This is a genomic window from Aestuariibacter sp. A3R04 (assembly GCF_018860805.1).
Classification (GTDB): Bacteria; Pseudomonadota; Gammaproteobacteria; order Enterobacterales; family Alteromonadaceae; genus Alteromonas.
In genome coordinates, this window is the sequence record NZ_JAHKQR010000016.1 from 283,485 (window position 1) to 300,108 (window position 16,624).

The 16,624-nt window shown below is 45.4% G+C and carries 14 protein-coding genes; 9 read left to right on the forward strand and 5 right to left on the reverse strand.

All coding sequences use genetic code 11. The features are described from left to right. Positions 1 to 380 precede the first annotated feature (380 nt). Complete coding sequence (locus tag KO518_RS20305; protein WP_216027415.1) at positions 381 to 2,210, reverse strand: acyltransferase family protein; 1,830 nt, start codon at positions 2,208 to 2,210, stop codon at positions 381 to 383. An 885-nt stretch (positions 2,211 to 3,095) separates the two neighbouring features. Here KO518_RS20305 and KO518_RS18285 point away from each other — a divergent pair. Then, entirely contained in the window at positions 3,096 to 4,079 is a 984-nt protein-coding gene (locus KO518_RS18285) for an acyltransferase (RefSeq protein WP_216027294.1), read from the forward strand. A gap of 62 nt (positions 4,080 to 4,141) precedes the next feature. Here the strand turns inward: KO518_RS18285 and KO518_RS18290 are convergent, their stop codons facing one another. Continuing rightward, positions 4,142 to 5,545, reverse strand: coding sequence for an undecaprenyl-phosphate glucose phosphotransferase (locus tag KO518_RS18290; RefSeq protein WP_216027295.1), 1,404 nt, complete (start codon positions 5,543 to 5,545; stop codon positions 4,142 to 4,144). Positions 5,546 to 5,918: 373 nt separating this feature from the next. Between KO518_RS18290 and KO518_RS18295 the strand changes: the two genes are divergently transcribed. The 3 genes from KO518_RS18295 to KO518_RS18305 all read left to right on the forward strand — a co-directional run bounded on the left by KO518_RS18295 (position 5,919) and on the right by KO518_RS18305 (position 7,904). Further along, the gene (locus KO518_RS18295; RefSeq protein WP_216027296.1) at positions 5,919 to 6,203 is read left to right on the forward strand and encodes a pyrimidine/purine nucleoside phosphorylase; all 285 of its coding nucleotides are present in this window, start codon (positions 5,919 to 5,921) and stop codon (positions 6,201 to 6,203) included. Positions 6,204 to 6,218: 15 nt separating this feature from the next. Then, positions 6,219 to 7,445 (forward strand): threonine/serine exporter family protein, encoded by a 1,227-nt coding sequence (locus KO518_RS18300; RefSeq protein WP_216027297.1) that lies wholly within the window; start codon positions 6,219 to 6,221, stop codon positions 7,443 to 7,445. Positions 7,446 to 7,691: 246 nt separating this feature from the next. Then, complete coding sequence (locus KO518_RS18305) at positions 7,692 to 7,904, forward strand: cold-shock protein (protein WP_216027298.1); 213 nt, start codon at positions 7,692 to 7,694, stop codon at positions 7,902 to 7,904. A gap of 453 nt (positions 7,905 to 8,357) precedes the next feature. On the opposite strand, the gene KO518_RS18310 is transcribed toward KO518_RS18305, so the two are convergent. After that, positions 8,358 to 9,260, reverse strand: a complete 903-nt coding sequence (locus KO518_RS18310) for a YcjF family protein (RefSeq protein ID WP_216027299.1) — start codon at positions 9,258 to 9,260, stop codon at positions 8,358 to 8,360. Positions 9,261 to 9,262: 2 nt separating this feature from the next. Further along, positions 9,263 to 10,630: a YcjX family protein gene (locus KO518_RS18315; protein ID WP_252736270.1), complete on the reverse strand. Its 1,368-nt coding sequence runs from the start codon at positions 10,628 to 10,630 to the stop codon at positions 9,263 to 9,265. 202 nt (positions 10,631 to 10,832) lie between these two features. Here KO518_RS18315 and KO518_RS18320 point away from each other — a divergent pair, with 202 nt between their 5' ends. After that, positions 10,833 to 11,831 (forward strand): substrate-binding domain-containing protein, encoded by a 999-nt coding sequence (locus tag KO518_RS18320; RefSeq protein ID WP_216027300.1) that lies wholly within the window; start codon positions 10,833 to 10,835, stop codon positions 11,829 to 11,831. On the opposite strand, the gene KO518_RS18325 is transcribed toward KO518_RS18320, so the two are convergent. Continuing rightward, complete coding sequence (locus KO518_RS18325) at positions 11,805 to 12,383, reverse strand: gluconokinase (protein ID WP_252736271.1); 579 nt, start codon at positions 12,381 to 12,383, stop codon at positions 11,805 to 11,807. The genes KO518_RS18320 and KO518_RS18325 overlap by 27 nt on opposite strands. A gap of 168 nt (positions 12,384 to 12,551) precedes the next feature. On the opposite strand from KO518_RS18325, the gene KO518_RS18330 reads away from it, so the two are divergent. From KO518_RS18330 to KO518_RS18345, 4 genes are all read left to right on the forward strand, one after another. Further along, positions 12,552 to 13,922, forward strand: coding sequence for a GntP family permease (locus tag KO518_RS18330; protein ID WP_216027418.1), 1,371 nt, complete (start codon positions 12,552 to 12,554; stop codon positions 13,920 to 13,922). A gap of 176 nt (positions 13,923 to 14,098) precedes the next feature. Further along, positions 14,099 to 14,281, forward strand: a complete 183-nt coding sequence (locus KO518_RS18335; RefSeq protein ID WP_216027301.1) for a PEP-CTERM sorting domain-containing protein — start codon at positions 14,099 to 14,101, stop codon at positions 14,279 to 14,281. 333 nt (positions 14,282 to 14,614) lie between these two features. Then, on the forward strand, positions 14,615 to 15,133 hold the full coding sequence (locus tag KO518_RS18340; protein ID WP_216027302.1) for an NUDIX domain-containing protein: 519 nt from the start codon (positions 14,615 to 14,617) through the stop codon (positions 15,131 to 15,133). Between the two features lie 15 nt (positions 15,134 to 15,148). Beyond that, the gene (locus tag KO518_RS18345; protein ID WP_216027303.1) at positions 15,149 to 16,600 is read left to right on the forward strand and encodes a M20 family peptidase; all 1,452 of its coding nucleotides are present in this window, start codon (positions 15,149 to 15,151) and stop codon (positions 16,598 to 16,600) included. The last annotated feature ends 24 nt before the right edge of the window (positions 16,601 to 16,624 follow it).

Genomic DNA, 16,624 nt, shown 5'->3' on the forward strand with positions numbered 1-16,624 from the left:
AGTGCTCAAGCAAACCAGCCAAACATATATTTCAACGCTACCGTCTCTTGGTATATAGCACGCGGCTAATATTGAAAGATGAGTAGTTATAATATTGTAATAAAATGACAAAAAGGTTACTCACCAAAACAGTGCACATGCACCAGCGCGTAACTATACCTGATTTTCATGCAAATCAAAGCAACGATATCATTACGTTCAGAATACTAGCCTGTGCACGCCCAAGCCTGTCTGCACGTGTCCAAGCCTTTAGAGTTCGCGAACACATTTGCTTGTATCAAGATATTAAAGCAATCATAGCGCCACATTTAAAACTATTCTCTTAGCGTCCTTCGGATACAAATTCACCGCACAACCAAAACGTTCAAGAATTTAATAAACTACATGACATCTATGAACAAAGAACTTAATTCAACTGCCGTTGACGTACTAATATGATTATCATCAACATAGAGGGGTATTTCATCTTTGGTTGCTAAGCAACTGTGCTCGTCACACATAAGTGAGCTAACGTCAATAATATTTGCGGTATTTTCTTGACTAATTGACGTCAATAAATCACGTGTTTTTAACTGCCGCTTTTCAAATGACTCTCTTGACACTTGAATATTGACTTCATTTCCAACTAATTTCGCAATGCCAGCTGCACGAGGCACATTGATATGCTGTTCAGGGATAAATGCAACGATATAGATCTCTTTATCCTCTAAACTAGCCAAAAGAGTCTCCAGTCCCTGTTGGAAAACTAGGCGTGTAGACTCAACGGATAATTCCGTGACATCTTTATTTGTCAGAAACATATCATTTCTTGTATTTAAACCAACACGAGATGCTTCAACCGCTGATGACCAACGCGCAACAAGAAACACTTTTTTAATATCATCACTTTTGCGTAACTTCTCAACTACCTCAGTATAATAGCGATCACACTTCCCATTCCCCTGCATCGTGCCAAGTAAAGGATAGCAGCCGCTGTATGTGTATACTAAGCCAGATTTCCCCTTTGAAGTGCCTGCATAATCAAAACCAGGAATAAATGCGTCACCAAAACTATCACCTACGACGGCAAAGCTTGGGCTAATACCTTGGGCACCAATCTGGCAAACATCTCCAGTCTTAACTTGCTCTGTGCTTCTACGATCACACTCTTTCCTTAACGGGTTAATGTCTAGGGCAACCTGACTCACCTTAGCTACGTCTTCAGGCAACCTTTCGGGGATTCCATTTCCGACTCTGGCCATAACACCAAATGCCAGAGCTAGAACTATGAAAATACTGGCGTTTGAAAACAGTACCATTCTATTTAGAAAGTTCTTATTTCTAAAGGGTGTTTCAATGAATCGGTATGACAGTGACGCAATCAGGACTGCAATGGCTACAGCAATTGTGTTCGTAAAGAGTGTACTTTGCCCACCGCTTATGTAGAAAACAAAAACTAAAGGTGGCCAATGCCATAAATACAATGAATAAGATATTTTTCCCATATAGCGGACAGGTTGTAACGACAGTATTTTATATACAAAAGTATCTTGCGCCTTCATACCAGACAAAATTATTAACGCAGTACCTATAACTGGAGGAACAGCTGTCAACCCAGGGAATGGAGTATTTTTTGTGTATAGAAATACTGGAACTACTATCATTGTGAGACCAATAAACGACAGCACTTGTGTCGGGATTTTTTGGATTATGCTTTTTCCAAACCCTACCGCTAGTAAACTTCCAGTCAAAAACTCCCATGCCCGATACCATGGTAGATAGAACTTATTCTTCGAAGACGCATCTACTATTAAATCAGTGGCAGATAAAAAAGATACTAACCATAATATAAAAAAGAAAAGCTTTATTTTATTTGGAAAAAACTTATACAGCAGGACACAGATTAAAGGAAAGACAATGTAAAATTGTTCTTCAACGCCTAATGACCAAGTATGCAATAATGGTTGAAAATCGGCACTGTTAGCAAAGTAGCCACTTTTTATATTAAAATAAGCATTCGAAAGAAATAACGAAGTTGCAGCTAAACTCTCTCCAAATTCCTTAAAATCTAACGGAAGTAAAACAAACCAACTGATAAATGCAACTAAAGCCAGCATTGAAATCAGTGCTGGGAAAATCCTTCTAACTCTTCGTTCATAAAATTGTACTATTGAAAACCGATCGTTTGAAAATTCTTTATCTAAAATTCCAGTAATAAGAAAGCCGGATATTACAAAAAAATATCAACACCAATATAACCACCCTCAAAGACAGTAAACTTGGCGTGGGCTAAAATTACCACCCATACTGCGATCGCCCTTAGCCCGTCGATATCCGCTCTCCATTGCATGTTAATTATTCCTCTATATTGTTAAATAAAAGCTATCAATTTTAACGGGTTTTCATTACTTAAGTATAAGTCAAATGAAAGCTATGGACTACTCTTTAATGACAGATGAATTGCTGCTGTATCCTTTATTGAAACTTGTGAGAGCATTAAGAAGAGCGACAAAGTAGCCAATTGCTTCAGGTCGTGCAAAAGACAAAGCAAAAGGTGTCAGACTTTTCGACAAAAAACCAAGCGCAGTGAATCAAAATTCGCTCAAGTTTTGAATAGAATATTATGCGATATATTACAAGCATGGGGATACCCATCACGTCAGTAAAGGTCAGTACTCCCAGTTTTCAAGAAACCAACGTTCATACTCACCATTGAACTGGGCACTGAGATTCTCGCAGCAACGATACAAGAACCATCAAGAAAGTTGCGCTTTACTATAGCACACACCCATTCCGCACTTATTTATTAGTCCTTTCTTGAGTGGTGAGTACCACAACCGAAACTCAACATAAGTCTAGTGAGAAGGTAATTTTACTAATCTATCGTATAACTTTCTCGCATTTTTAAGTTTTGCGGAGTATAGACTTGTTATGTTCATCAAATCAGTGAATACTAAAACACAATTGACGAAGTCAAGCCCAAGACATTGTTAAATATATGATCCCTCCGCATATTACTTCACTTGAAATATCGCAAATCCAAGACAGCGTTTATGTGCTTTTTTTCGGAAAGGGTCATACCAATTGCTATTAGTATATATAAAAATGGAATAAGGATGAGAAATAGTACGATTGACTGTACAAGATTAGTGGCCGCGTTCTTCGTCATTGCACTTCATGTTGGCACTTACAGCGATGTGTCATACACTTTTGGGGAATTGGCAAGAATAGCAGGCCGATGGGCCGTCCCATTCTTCTTTGTGGTAACGGGTTACTTTATCGGACTGCAAGAAAAAGAAAGTAAATGCCACCTACAAGCATTTCGTATTCTCAAGATATTTCTAATCTCATCGATCATGTATTTGCCGTACTGCTTCATGAAAAACCCCGATTATCTCGAATCACTAACTTTAACTCGTTTTGTTATATCTGGTACATACTTTCATCTGTGGTTTTTATCTTCATTAGCCATTGGCTTACTGGCCTTTCAGTTTTTGCACAAAACCTTACCGAAATCATTGCTTGTAGTTTCTTTCATCTTAATTACGGCATATGTTATTACTGATCTAGCAGCATACCTAGAAACTGAAAATGCATTTACAGCATTACACGGTAAAATTCGACATACGATGTCATTGGCCTTCATTATTATTGGCTACAAGATGTCTCGTTTAAATATTGATAAAACTCCGTTGAATGGCCTAATGGCATCTTCCTTATTTATCTTGTTTTTAGTGTATTTTACTGAACCTCTTCTCTTGGATTTTTTGATTGGTTCAAATGCAATGGCCCGTCAATTTCCAGCTTTCACAGCGTTGGTAACAATCGCAATAATGTTTCTTTGTTTAAAAGGTAAGATGGAGAAATCCGTATTTTCAGAGGCGGGTAAAAACTACTCACTTGGAATATATCTTGTACACCCTTTGTTCATGCCTATTTTTAGTAAAATTTTCACTTACTTTCCGTCGTTACCTCAAACCATTCCAGTATTAATTTCAACCTTTCTTTTTTCATGGTTATTTGTTTCAATTTTGATGCGGCGAGTTCCATTCTTATACCGCTTATTATATGGAGATTTCAAGTTGAGCCGCCGAGCGTGAATAGTGAGAGAGATTCATTAAGCTTTCGCTAAAATGTTTCTCTTTTATTAAATAAGCAATGTTTAATAAACATTCTTCCCAACAAACCCTCTGAACAATGTAAAAACCACAATCTTGAAATCCATCCAAATGCTCCAATTTCGGATGTAGTCCAAATCGTATTTAATCCGCATTTCCATTTTATCTACGGTGTCCGTTTCACCGCGCCAACCGTTTACCTGCGCCCAACCAGTAATACCAGGTTTCATTTTGTGACGTAGCATGTAGTAAGCCACTTTCTTCCTATACTCTTCATTATGGCTTACCGCATGTGGTCTTGGGCCTACCACAGACATGGTACCCTGAAGTACATTAAAAAACTGAGGTAGTTCATCCAGGCTGGTTCTGCGTAAAAAGGCACCAATAGGAGTAATTCTTGGGTCATTCTTCGTGGCTTGCTTTACCACTTCGCCATTGTCCATCACCCGCATGGTGCGGAATTTCCACACTTTGATTTTCTTACCCACGATGCCGTAACGATCTTGTTTGAATAACACCGGGCCTTTAGAGGTCAGTTTTATTGCTATTGCGATTAGCAACATAGGTATAGCTATCAGGGATAGAATGGTAAGAGACAGGAATACATCTTCCATTCGTTTCATTATTGAATAACCACCACGCATTGGGCTGTCGTATACACTTATTGTTTGTATTTTACCTACATGCCCCATTCTTGAGTGCAAAAGGTTAAACGTAAAAATGTCCGGCACGATGTGTACATCTACAGTAGTGTCACCAAGTGCTTTAAGTATGTTGTCGATGCGAGCTTTGTCAGTAAGGGGCAATGCAATGTATAGAATCTCAATCTTGCCTTCCTGTGCCATTTTCACACCTTCGGCAATGCCACCCGCTAACAGTTCTTTGTGCTGCACGCTAAGACGGTCGGGTGATCGTTCGTCAAAAACAGCAATAAGCTTAAAACCACTTTCAGGAAATTGAATGATTTCATTGGCTAAGTCTATGCCACGCTTCGTTAACCCAACAATACCCACAGCGCGTGTGTTGTAGCCTTTTCGGCGGGCTGAAACAAGCAATTTTCTGAACAAAGCACGCCACGCGCACAGAAGCAACATGACTAAAATGATCCACAAACCTAAGATGATGCGAGAAAACAATTCGTTCTGTTTTGTAAAAAATATGATGATAAACAAAGGAAATAAGGACAATGACCAACTGCACACGGTGTAGAACAGCATTTCCTTGAACGAACCACTTCTCCAGGAGCGGTATAACACGAAGAGTTCTGCGAAAAATAAGTACGCCATGTTAGAAAGCAGACCTAACACAAAGTACTTTACATCAAAACGACCAAGGTAAATGTAAGCAATACTGATAAGGCAAATCTGTATGACAAAAATATCTACAAGTCTGTAAATGAATGCAAACTGATTAAGGTTGTTGCGTATAAAACCGCCACTATCGTTCATTACTTGCTACCGTCCTTTGGCGTGGATTGATATTTAACTTTCACGCGTAGTTAATATTAGTAACTGACCGTGACAGTTCTATTACTCACCAACTTGGTGCGAATGCACAAACATACAACCACACCCTATTATTAAAAATAGAAAGAGGAGCCGAGTAAAAATGTAACTGCTTGCTACGGTAAGCCCCTATATTGGTTAACAACAGCTGCAATATTATGGTAAGAATAGAAGTGCTACTGTAGTGTTGCAGCAAATGCAATGCCAGTTTATTCTCAGTCACAGTTTTTATATTGGGCAGCTATAACGTCTGCGATTCTGACCTGTCTGGTTTCATTTCTCACCTTTTCACATGTATAGCCTATAAGGAAACTCAATGTCTCTATCCACCAACTCTTACTTCAACGATCAGGTTAAATCCATTGCCTTCGAATCTGCTAACGGCCCTTGCACCTCTGGTGTTATGCTGCCCGGCGAGTATGTATTCGATACCTCCAAACACGAGCTTATGAAAGTGGTGGAAGGTGAACTGGTTGTGAAACTACCAGGCTCAGACAAGTGGCAATCGTTCAAAACCGGCACTGAATTTAATGTAGCGGCGAATCAGTCGTTTGATGTTAAAGTGTCTGTAACTACCGCGTATTTATGTTTTTATAGTTAACCGCGAGCGGGTACCGTGCAAACAGCAGAGTTTATTCAGAAGCGGCGCTTTATTGTGCGCCTTGGCAAAATGCTCCACAAGTACGGTACACCAGCCTTCCGTTTAGAAGCTTATTTGCAGGAAGTAGGCGCTTACTTAGGTATTCGCACGTCTATTATCGCCACGCCTACTGCCCTCACTTTTGTTATTTGGACAGAGGGCCACGAAGACGAATATACCCATGCTGCGCGCTTGCAGCCCGGCGAGCTGGATTTAAACTCTCTCTCACTTACCGACGAACTGGCCAGTGAACTGCTGGCCGGAAATGTTACGCTGACCGAAGCAGACAAGCGCCTGTCTGAAATCGACCTGCTCCCCTCACCATACGGCAAGTTTATCACCGGCTGTGCGTTTACTACCGCAACCGGGGCGTTCGCCATGCTGATGGGGGCCAGCTGGCCTGAAATTGGCTGGTCGGCGCTATTGGGGTTATTGTCTTATTTTTGGTCGTTATGGGCACTGCGCTCAAAACGGGTTAATTTAATGCTGGAACCCATGACAAGCTTTATTGCCGGCCTTGCCGCCTGTGGTATTGGCCGGTATTTCGATCCAGGCATTAATATTCCCCTTATCGTGCTGTCTTCGGTCATTATTTTTGTACCCGGCCTGGCACTGACAATGGGCCTGGCTGAGCTGGCGTCGCGGAATATGGTGTCGGGTACGGCGCGGGTGATGGATGCCCTCATGCAGTTGTTTAAGCTGTACTTTGGTGCGTTTTTGGGTGTTTCCATTGGCTTTAGTTTGTTCGGCGAAAATGTGTATCAGCCGGCACAGTCACTGCCCGTGTGGGGCACCTGGTTGGCGGTGTTTTTACTCAGTTTCTCTCTAGTCGCCATATTTCGCACCCGCTTTCGACACATTCCATGGGCCCTGGCTGCGGGCTTTCTGGCTTATGGCGCCTCTGTGTTCAGCGTCCCTTATCTGGGTTTAGGGCTCAACACCTTTGCCGGTGCATTTGCCCTTGGTGTATTTGCCAACCTGTTCACCCGCATTGTGCATCAGCCCCATACTATTGTTGGTATGCACGGGCTTATTGTGCTGGTGCCGGGCTCAAAAACCTACATTGGTTTAAATTCGTTTATTTCCGGGCAGGATTTCGTAGCCGCCGAACACGTTGGCCAGGAAGTATTTCTAATTTTTATGTCACTGATTGCCGGACTCATTTTCGCCAATGTTGTCGCGCCAACTAAAAAAGCCATTTAAACAATCACTTAGCATTATTATCAAAAATAATAGAATTATTTATTAGACACAGCCCCCACAAACCTGTACTGTTATCTGGCTTTAGATGTTAAAGCACTTTACTACCCCGTTCGATTTCTACTTTTCCTCTTAAACAGTCGACTATAGATATCTTCCTACGTTGTTAGAAAAGGTTATGTCTATTGCGATCACTGTGATTTTAATTAGTCACACAAAAAATTATTTATATGTTTAAAAGGTTCTACAATGTCTGATATTACAAATGGCACAGTTAAGTGGTTTAACGAAGATAAAGGTTTCGGTTTCATCACTCCTAGTAACGGTGGCAAAGACGTATTTGTTCACTTCCGTTCTATCGAATCTGAAGGCTTCAAAACCCTTTCAGAAGGTCAGGAAGTAAACTTCGTAATCGAACAAGGCCAAAAAGGCCCACAAGCAAGCAACGTACGCGTAGCGTAATGTATTGCTAGCCTTGTAGAGCCGGTTTTACCGGCTCTTTGTTTATCTGCTTCCTTTGTATTCTGTTCTACCCTTCTTTTTTACCCCTAAGGTTTATCATTATAAAAACAATAATTCAGGGCGATTGCCTTCGCGCATCACCGCCAATTAAAGCTATTTCTGTAAATCGCTGCAAAGTGGTTTATACCGACGAACAAGATCAACTACACGTGAATTTACCCAACCGAAAAGCAACCCGCGAATTCGTGAGTTGGCTGGTGTCACTGTCTTCGCAGAGCGAGTATCGTATTTAATTCTGCATTGGTTTAACAACGCAGCCCTAAACTGCCATAGGCCTTCTGCTATTTGTTGCCTGGATAAAAAATCCCGCACCCAATGGGCACGGGAAAAGGCCTGCAAGATGAGCCAAACAGACCTGAGGGACTGTGCCTTCGCTACAAGGGTTGTTTGTATCTAGCGAAGCAATTTAATCAGTGTTCGTCCTAATCGCACGTTTAATGCTCCCGCGGCCACGGCTTCAGCGGAATTCTCTACTATTTTTGCGGCCAGCGAGCCACCAATTTGATTTGCCAGTTCGTCAGTGGCCATATCAAACAGGCTTTGCGCTGCCAGATTTTGTGCCAGTACCTTAAACAAGCGCCAGCTACCTGCTGTGCCGGGGCGCAAACCAAACACCCGCGCAACCCGTCGAATAGTGCGAAAACTTATCCAGCTAATGGCCAGCGTTTGAATTAAATGATTCGGGCTAATAAAAGTAAGACTACCACTAACCACTGCTTCTTTTTTTACAATTTCTTCAGCTTTAGCCGTAACCGGCACCGCTACCGTGTGCTCGTAAAGGCTGGTAATGTCTTTAGGTGTCATATCGTCAGTGAGCATTTGCTGATATTGCTTGTAACAACGGGCGGCGTAACTGCCTTTGCCAAAACGGTTGGCGTGGCGATCAATGATTTGAGTGACTTCCCCAGCGCTTTCCATGTCTGCTAATGTGGCAAAATTAAGGGGCGTTTCAATGCACGCCGCTACGGCGCGAAACCCCAGCCATTCACGCACAATCAGGGTGAGCAGCGCCACCACAAACCCGCCCATGAGCAAGCCGAGAATGGTGCTCGACACCGGAAACGCACTAAAGCGGGTAACAATGGCTTCTATGGCATCGAAAACCATAAAGGCCACCACAGCCAGCACACCCAGCATCAGAGTCACCGCCTTAAGCGATATACCTTGTTGCTCTTCTACGTCCCATTCGGTGTCATCGAGCCTGGCAGGCATACTCATTTTAGGCGCTGTCTGATCCAACGACACTTCTGTGATACGAGAGCGATACCGTGGCGATTTATCTTCAGTAGATGGCATAGTTAATCTTCCAGTAGGTATTGAAACAATTTGTCCATGCCCACTCCGCTTAAAATGCGCGGCAGATAGTCGTCGGGCACAGCGGCTCTGAGCACCGGATAATTGTCTTCATCCATGATGAAGGTGATAAACGGCGGTAAGGAATCAAACCGCGCTTCCCGGTAGTCACCATCTACCGAGGTATACCTCACAGCCTTTTTGGTAGAGCCCAAATCCGTAAGGTGAATTGACGTCAGCAGAAAGTAGTCATGAGCAATGCGGTTTTTAGCCAGTTTCGTTACTGCGCTGCTGGCAACGTCTTGCAATAAGGAATACAGATCACTTCGGTAAACGCGCGGTGCGTTGTCAGCTTTCGTTGCCACAAACGCCACACGGCGTATGCTTCGCTTGCGAAAGAACGTTTCTTTGAACCAGTGTTTCTGACCATAGGCAAATACGTCGGCAAGATGGCTAAGGGTTTCCTTTTGTTGCATTACATGTGACTTACTGTGGTTCAGGCCTTCGAACAAATCCACCAGTATAATTTGTTTGTCAGATTCTCTAAACGTGGTTTCGCGAAGCGGCTTCAGCCAGTTCTCCTGAAACGCGATGAAGTGCTTTGTGAACAGAGCGGTCCACGGGTGTGATTCGTCACTGCTGATATCGGTAGGCAGTGGCGTAAAGCCGTCTTCCCCCCAGTCGAAACCCGAGCAATTGAGCAAGAAACTGCCCGGCTGTAACATGGCAATACCGTCCTGCTTTGCCCGTTTGAGATAGTTGCGATAATTCCACACCAACTCTTGCGCCACCATAAGTGTGGGCTCTCTGTCGAAGTTGAAATTCAGCAAAGTACGGTGCCACTCAGCCGCGTAGTATTTCTGAGGCGGCGACATTTGTTGGGCCAGGCAGGAATCAGACCACTGGGCATAGGTTTTGTCGATCATGGGTAAATCGGTTATCCACTCGCCGGGATAATCGATAAACTCAAGTACTACATCTGTGTATGGCAACAGGTGCTTTTTTATTTTGTGGGTTTGCCGCAGGCGTATAATGGCTTTAAAGCCACACACCATTTCGGTGGATCTTGGCCACTGCCCGCGCTCCAGCGCACTTAAATGGTCTTCAAGGGGAAACATTTCGAAACCTTCCAAAGGCTCCATGCGAAGAGATTCCACCAGCTCCATAGGCAGATACCGAAGCAGCGGTAAGCACTGGTGCTTCCCTTCACTGCGGTATTTCAGAATGGTCATGAGGCTGGTAAACAGCATCGTTTTGCCACTGCGGCTTAACCCAGTGATGGTAAAGCGGTGGACTTCCTTGGTAAACCAACCACCCGCAGCCTCCATGCCACTAACTACAGGAGACAGAATATTTTGAAAGATTCGCTTCATGTGTTACCTCACTACCGTGTGAATTTTTTAATCATTCTATCACTATATGGGCGAAAGGGACGTGATTAAAAGGTACAGTTATATTTAGAAACAATTCGATGCAGTTTCGAGCATTTATTGTCTTTCACGATACAATACTTATTAACTATCGTTGATGTTACATGTAACATTGAGGCGTTATTCACTCATCGTTGAGCCCGCCATGCCGCAAGGGAAACGCCCGACATTACAGGATATTGCCAACAAAGTTGGTGTCACTAAAATGACGGTAAGCCGCTATATGCGCTCGCCTGAATCGGTAGCCGCGTCCACCCGAAAGAAAATTGCTGCGGCCATAGAAACACTGGGGTACATCAAAAACCGCGTGCCCGCCATTTTGTCGAAATCGTCCAGCAAAACCATTGGCGTGCTGGTGCCGTCGTTGTCGAATCAGGTGTTTGCCGATTTAGTACAAGGGGTTGAAGCTGTAACCGGCGAAGAAGGGTTCGATACCCTCATTGCCCATACTGGTTACAGCGAAGCCATTGAAGAAGAAAAAGTGGCACTGATGCTGTCGTACCAGGTAGACGGCCTCATTCTTACTGAAACGCGGCACTCGCCACGCACGCTGCAAATGTTAAATCAGGCCGGAATTCCGGTAGTAGAAACCATGGAACTGCCGTCATCGCCTATTGATATGGCAGTGGGACTAAACCACGAAGCCGCCGCTTTTCACATGGTGTCGGCCATTATTGCATCGGGCAAACAGCACGTGGTGTACCTGGCTGCCCGCATGGACAGTCGAACCCTGCTGCGCAAAACCGGGTATGAAAAAGCAATGAAACAAGCCGGGCTTCAACCCGCCGTGGTGGCCACACTGGCACATTCCAGTTTTACCCAAGGTGGCGAATTGCTGAAAGAAGCTTTGACCCAACACCCCAAAACCAATGCGGTATTTTGCACTAACGACGATATTGCCGTGGGCGTTATGCTCAGGTGTAAACATTTGGGTTTGCGGGTGCCGGAAGATATGGCAGTGGCAGGTTATAACGGCTTGAACATAGGTGAGGCCATGACACCTGCACTTACCAGCGTTTTAACCCCCAGAGAGGAAATGGGCAGGGTCAGTGCCACTAATATATTGCAGAGCCTGCGGGGAGAACGCCCCGCCACGCCAGTTGCCGAACTGCCTTGGTCAATCAACGATGGTCGCTCGGTGTAAACACGCCCTGGTATCCATATTGCGCTGTTCAAATAAACCCAGTACATGATTCACTATTGCCTCAGGGCTTTGGCTAACAGGCACCGTGAATACGTCAGTTTCATCACTTGTCGGGCGCTCCAGGGTCGCAAACTGGCTATCGAGCATGTTCGGCTTCATAAAATGCCCTTTCCGCTGGGCCATGCGTTGCAAAATGGTGTGTTTAGGGCCATCTAAAAACAAGAAGTAAAGATGCTCATTTTTCGCCCGAATGATATCCCGGTACTGTTTTTTAAGCGCTGAACACACAATAACACTGCACTGATGGCGCTGCATCAGACTGCGCACTTCTTCGCTGACTCGTTCAAGCCAGGGGCGGCGATCGTCGTCGGTTAATGGTTCACCGGCAGACATCTTTGCAACATTGCCCGGTGGATGAAGGTCGTCACCGTCGATAAACACCGCGTGTAGCGCCTTTGCCAACTGTTCGCCCACGGTTGATTTACCCGACCCACTCACGCCCATCACGACTACTGAAAAGGCGCCGTTATGTTCTTTATTTGCGGTAGCCATGCTATAGCCTCCCTGTCACACCACCTTGTTGCCACGCCAGTTTACGCAAGCGCACTGGTGTTAAAAAATTGTTTAACGCCGATGAATATTTCGTGTAATGTTACCGGTAACGTACCCCATTGTGAATTGTTTTTTGAAGCCTGTAAGATCAATCTCGAGAGTAACAATATGGATATGAACCTTGCCGCCAGCCCGACACATCTTTTGTTAACCGGCCTTGGCGCCGTTGTTGTACTGGTGCTGCTAATTTTAATCTTGCGCATTCATGCGTTTGTGGCACTTATTGGCGTAAGTGCCTTAACGGCAGTTGTGGCTGGCATTCCCAGCGCCAGCATTGTGCCTGTGATGGTATCCGGTTTCGGTGGCACACTGGCCTCGGTGGCGCTGCTGGTAGGGCTTGGCTGCATGATTGGCAAGTTGCTGGAGGTCACCGGTGGCGCGCAAGTATTAGCCGACGGCCTTATTAACCGCTTCGGGGAAGCCCGTGCGCCCTTTGCTTTGGGCGTGGCCTCGCTGCTGTTTGGCTTTCCCATATTTTTCGATGCCGGCCTTATTGTTATGTTTCCCATACTCATGAGTGTGGCGGATAAATTCGGTGGTTCCACCTTAAAATACGCCCTACCTGCAGCAGGGGCGTTCGCCGTGATGCACGCCTTTGTTCCACCCCATCCCGGCCCGGTAGCAGCGGCCGATTTACTAGGTGCAGATATGGGCTTGCTGCTTCTTATTGGATTAGTTGTGGCGTTACCCGCATGGTATGTGGGCGCTTACTGCTTCGCGCTTTATACAGGCAGGCGTATTGTTATTGATTTACCACCACTGTTTAAACAGGCCAGTCAGACACCTCCGCTTAAGCCTCCTGCTTTTGGCACCGTGCTCGCGGTGTTGCTTACACCGGTTGTACTAATTTTTATGGATACCGGTTTAAACACCCTCACTGTCACCGGTACACTTCCCCCCGATCTCCCTTGGGTAGACATACTCAGAACCCTGGGCAAAACCCCCATTGCACTGCTCGTTACCTTAATACTCTGCCTGGTATTGTTCACGCCTGCACTCGGAAAAAAACGCATTGAACAACTGTGTGGCGAATCACTGGCCCCGGTGTGTGGCGTTATTTTGGTTACCGGTGCCGGAGGCATGTTTGGCGGGGTGTTGCGCAGCAGTGGCATTGGCGATGCGCTGGCCGGCCTGCTGCACGACACCGGTTTACCGGTGATTGTTGCCGCGTTCGTTATTTCAACCTGTCTGCGGGTTGCCCAAGGCTCGGCTACCGTGGCCCTTACCACTACAGCGGCACTCATGGCACCCATTGTGGCCGCCGCTCCCGGTTTATCGGCCGTGGATTTATGCTGCGTGGTTATTGCCATAGCCGGCGGCGCCACTGTGCTGTCGCACTTTAACGATTCAGGCTTTTGGCTGGTTTCCCGACTACTGGATATGGATGAAAAAACCACGTTAAAAACCTGGACCGTCATGGAAACCCTGCTGGGGTCACTGGCTTTTATATTTGCAGGTTTGTTGAGCCTGATTTTCTAAAAAGCAGAAGCACGCTTCCTTTATAGCTGCCTTCGCTATAAATTGAATGGCGCCTTGTATTTTGTCAGTTAGTTTTACACTTTGCCTTTAAAATAACAGCAGGCACCGACTATTGGTTCGGTCTTAATCTTTCATCTGACTATAGCCGCGATGAAATTTATTGGGTTTCTGGTGACATGACCAGTAATGCTGCTGGTATGGAATCAAATGAAGGAACTTTCGATAATTGGAATGACAACGGTCAGCATCATGCGTTCAACCTTCAAGGCAACGTTACAAATGTACCTGAAACCACTTCCTTAATGTTACTAGCACTGGGTCTGGCAGGTTTGGGCTTTTCACGTAAAAGAAAGTCGTAACTGAAATTTAAGCAAGCATGCCTGATGTTTATTAAAAGAGAGCACTGTACAGTGCTCTTTTTTTTTAGTTCAACGAAAACTCGTCGAACAAGGTAGCGTCAGTTTGCACAAACTGCATTACCGGCTGATATTCGTCAAGCTATTAAAATAGAAGGGCAAAATGTCTACTCAACAACACCACTATGAATTTTAGGTGAAGCCTTTATGACACCACCACCCAGAAATTGTCCGTCTGTGATTTGTCGTTCAAAAGGCACGTAAGAAACAGGTGAAAATGTTGGGGGTCTCTGGCATGCTCAGTATTATTATTGTCCGTTGACGTACACAGTGTTTATGCAAACCAACCCTTTTACGTTTTGTCCTGCCTGCAAAAGCCACGCGTTTACCCTTACTAACAACCGCTATTTCTGTGACGATTGTCACTTCACGTTTTTCTTAAACGCCGCATCAGCCGCCGCAGGTATTATAGTGTGTGGAGATGAAGTACTGTTTACCATTCGCCAAAAAGAGCCTGGCAAAGGTAAACTGGGCTTGCCTGGCGGCTTTGTTGATTTTGGTGAATCCATGGAAGATGCTATTTGCCGGGAGACCCTTGAGGAACTGGGCGTAGAGATAACGCAATGGCAATATTTGCTCACCGCGCCCAACACTTACGATTACGCCAATGTGCGCTATCACACCTGCGATGGTTTTTTCGTGGCTCACCTGCAGGAAAAACCAGAGTTAACCTTACAAGAGTCAGAAATTGCGGGCGTAAAATGGCTTAAACACCCGGAAATACAACTGGAAGACATCGCTTTTGCATCTATGCGCAAGGCGCTTGCCCACTACTTGTCACAATGCGAAAAATAATAAAAAGGAACAACCATGAAACGCATCTTTCTTACCCTTGCTGTAGCCCTGGTTATACTGACAGGCGTACTGGTTGTAAATACGCTGCGCTTTACTCCCGTTGAAGTTATACCACAACCCGTTGAAACTACTGCAATAACACCAGATGGCAATGCCCTCGCTCAACAGCTATCTGAAGCCATCACTTACAAAACCATTTCCTTTGAAGACGGCAACAAAGACAATTACGCTGCCTTTAGTGCCTTTACTCAGTGGCTTGAAGATACCTATCCGCGAGTCTTCAACAATCTGATTTTACACCGCATCAATGAACACACGTTACTGCTGCAATGGAAAGGTACCACTGGCGATGCACCTGTATTGTTGTCTGCCCATTACGATGTAGTACCCGTTAACCCTGGCACAGAAAAAGACTGGACGCACCCACCCTTTGCCGGCGTGATAGACGATGGCATGATTTGGGGCCGCGGCGCCCTGGATGACAAAAGTGCCGTTATCGCCATCATGGCATCGGCCACCGCTTTGCTGGAACAAGGTTTTACACCAAAGCGGGATGTGTTCTTCGCCTTTACCCACGACGAAGAACTGGGCAGCGATTTAGGCGCACAATCGGTAGTGAAGTGGTTTGAGCAGCGCAACATTGCACTGGCGTGGTCGCTGGATGAAGGCTCTTTTGTGCTCAAGGACATTTTGCCCGGTATGGATAAAGACATCGCCAGTATTAACGTTGCTGAAAAGGGCTTTTTAACGGTGAAGCTAACGGCAAGTGGCGAGGGCGGCCACAGTTCGATGCCTCCCCAGGACACCGCCGTGAGTATTCTTGCCAGCGCTATTTTAAAGGTGAAAGACGCCCCATTGCCCGGCGGCCTCGATGGCGTTAGCCAGGATATGTACAGTAATATTGCCCGTCATATGGACTTTGGCAAACGCATGATGTTTGCCAACTTGTGGTTGTTTAAACCCCTGCTGAATATTGTGTTAGACGACAGTACCAGCGGCAACGCCATGCTTCGCACCACAACCGCTCCCACCATGCTGTCAGGCAGTGTGAAATCGAATGTGTTACCCGCCACGGCCACCGCCGTTATTAATTTCCGCTTGCACCCCCGCGACACGCCAGAGCGTGTAGTGCAATGGGTTGTAAACGCCATTGACGACCCTCGGGTCACAGTTGAAACTACAGAAGCGTTTCCTGCATCGTCCGTTGCGCCCAGCGACAACCAGAGTTTTGCAGACTTAGCCTCCAGTACTCAATTGGTGTTTCCCAATGCCATTGTCACGCCGGGTTTAACTATTGCCGCCACCGACAGCCGGTTTTATGCAAAAACCACGAATGCCTACCGGTTTAACCCTATGGTCATTACCAACGACGATTTAAACGGCTTCCACGGCACTAACGAAAAGATCAGCATTGAAAATATGGTTAGTGCGGTAAAGTTTTACACCTCACTTATTCAAAAGCAGTAACCGGGCCCGCCTGCGCCGCGGGCG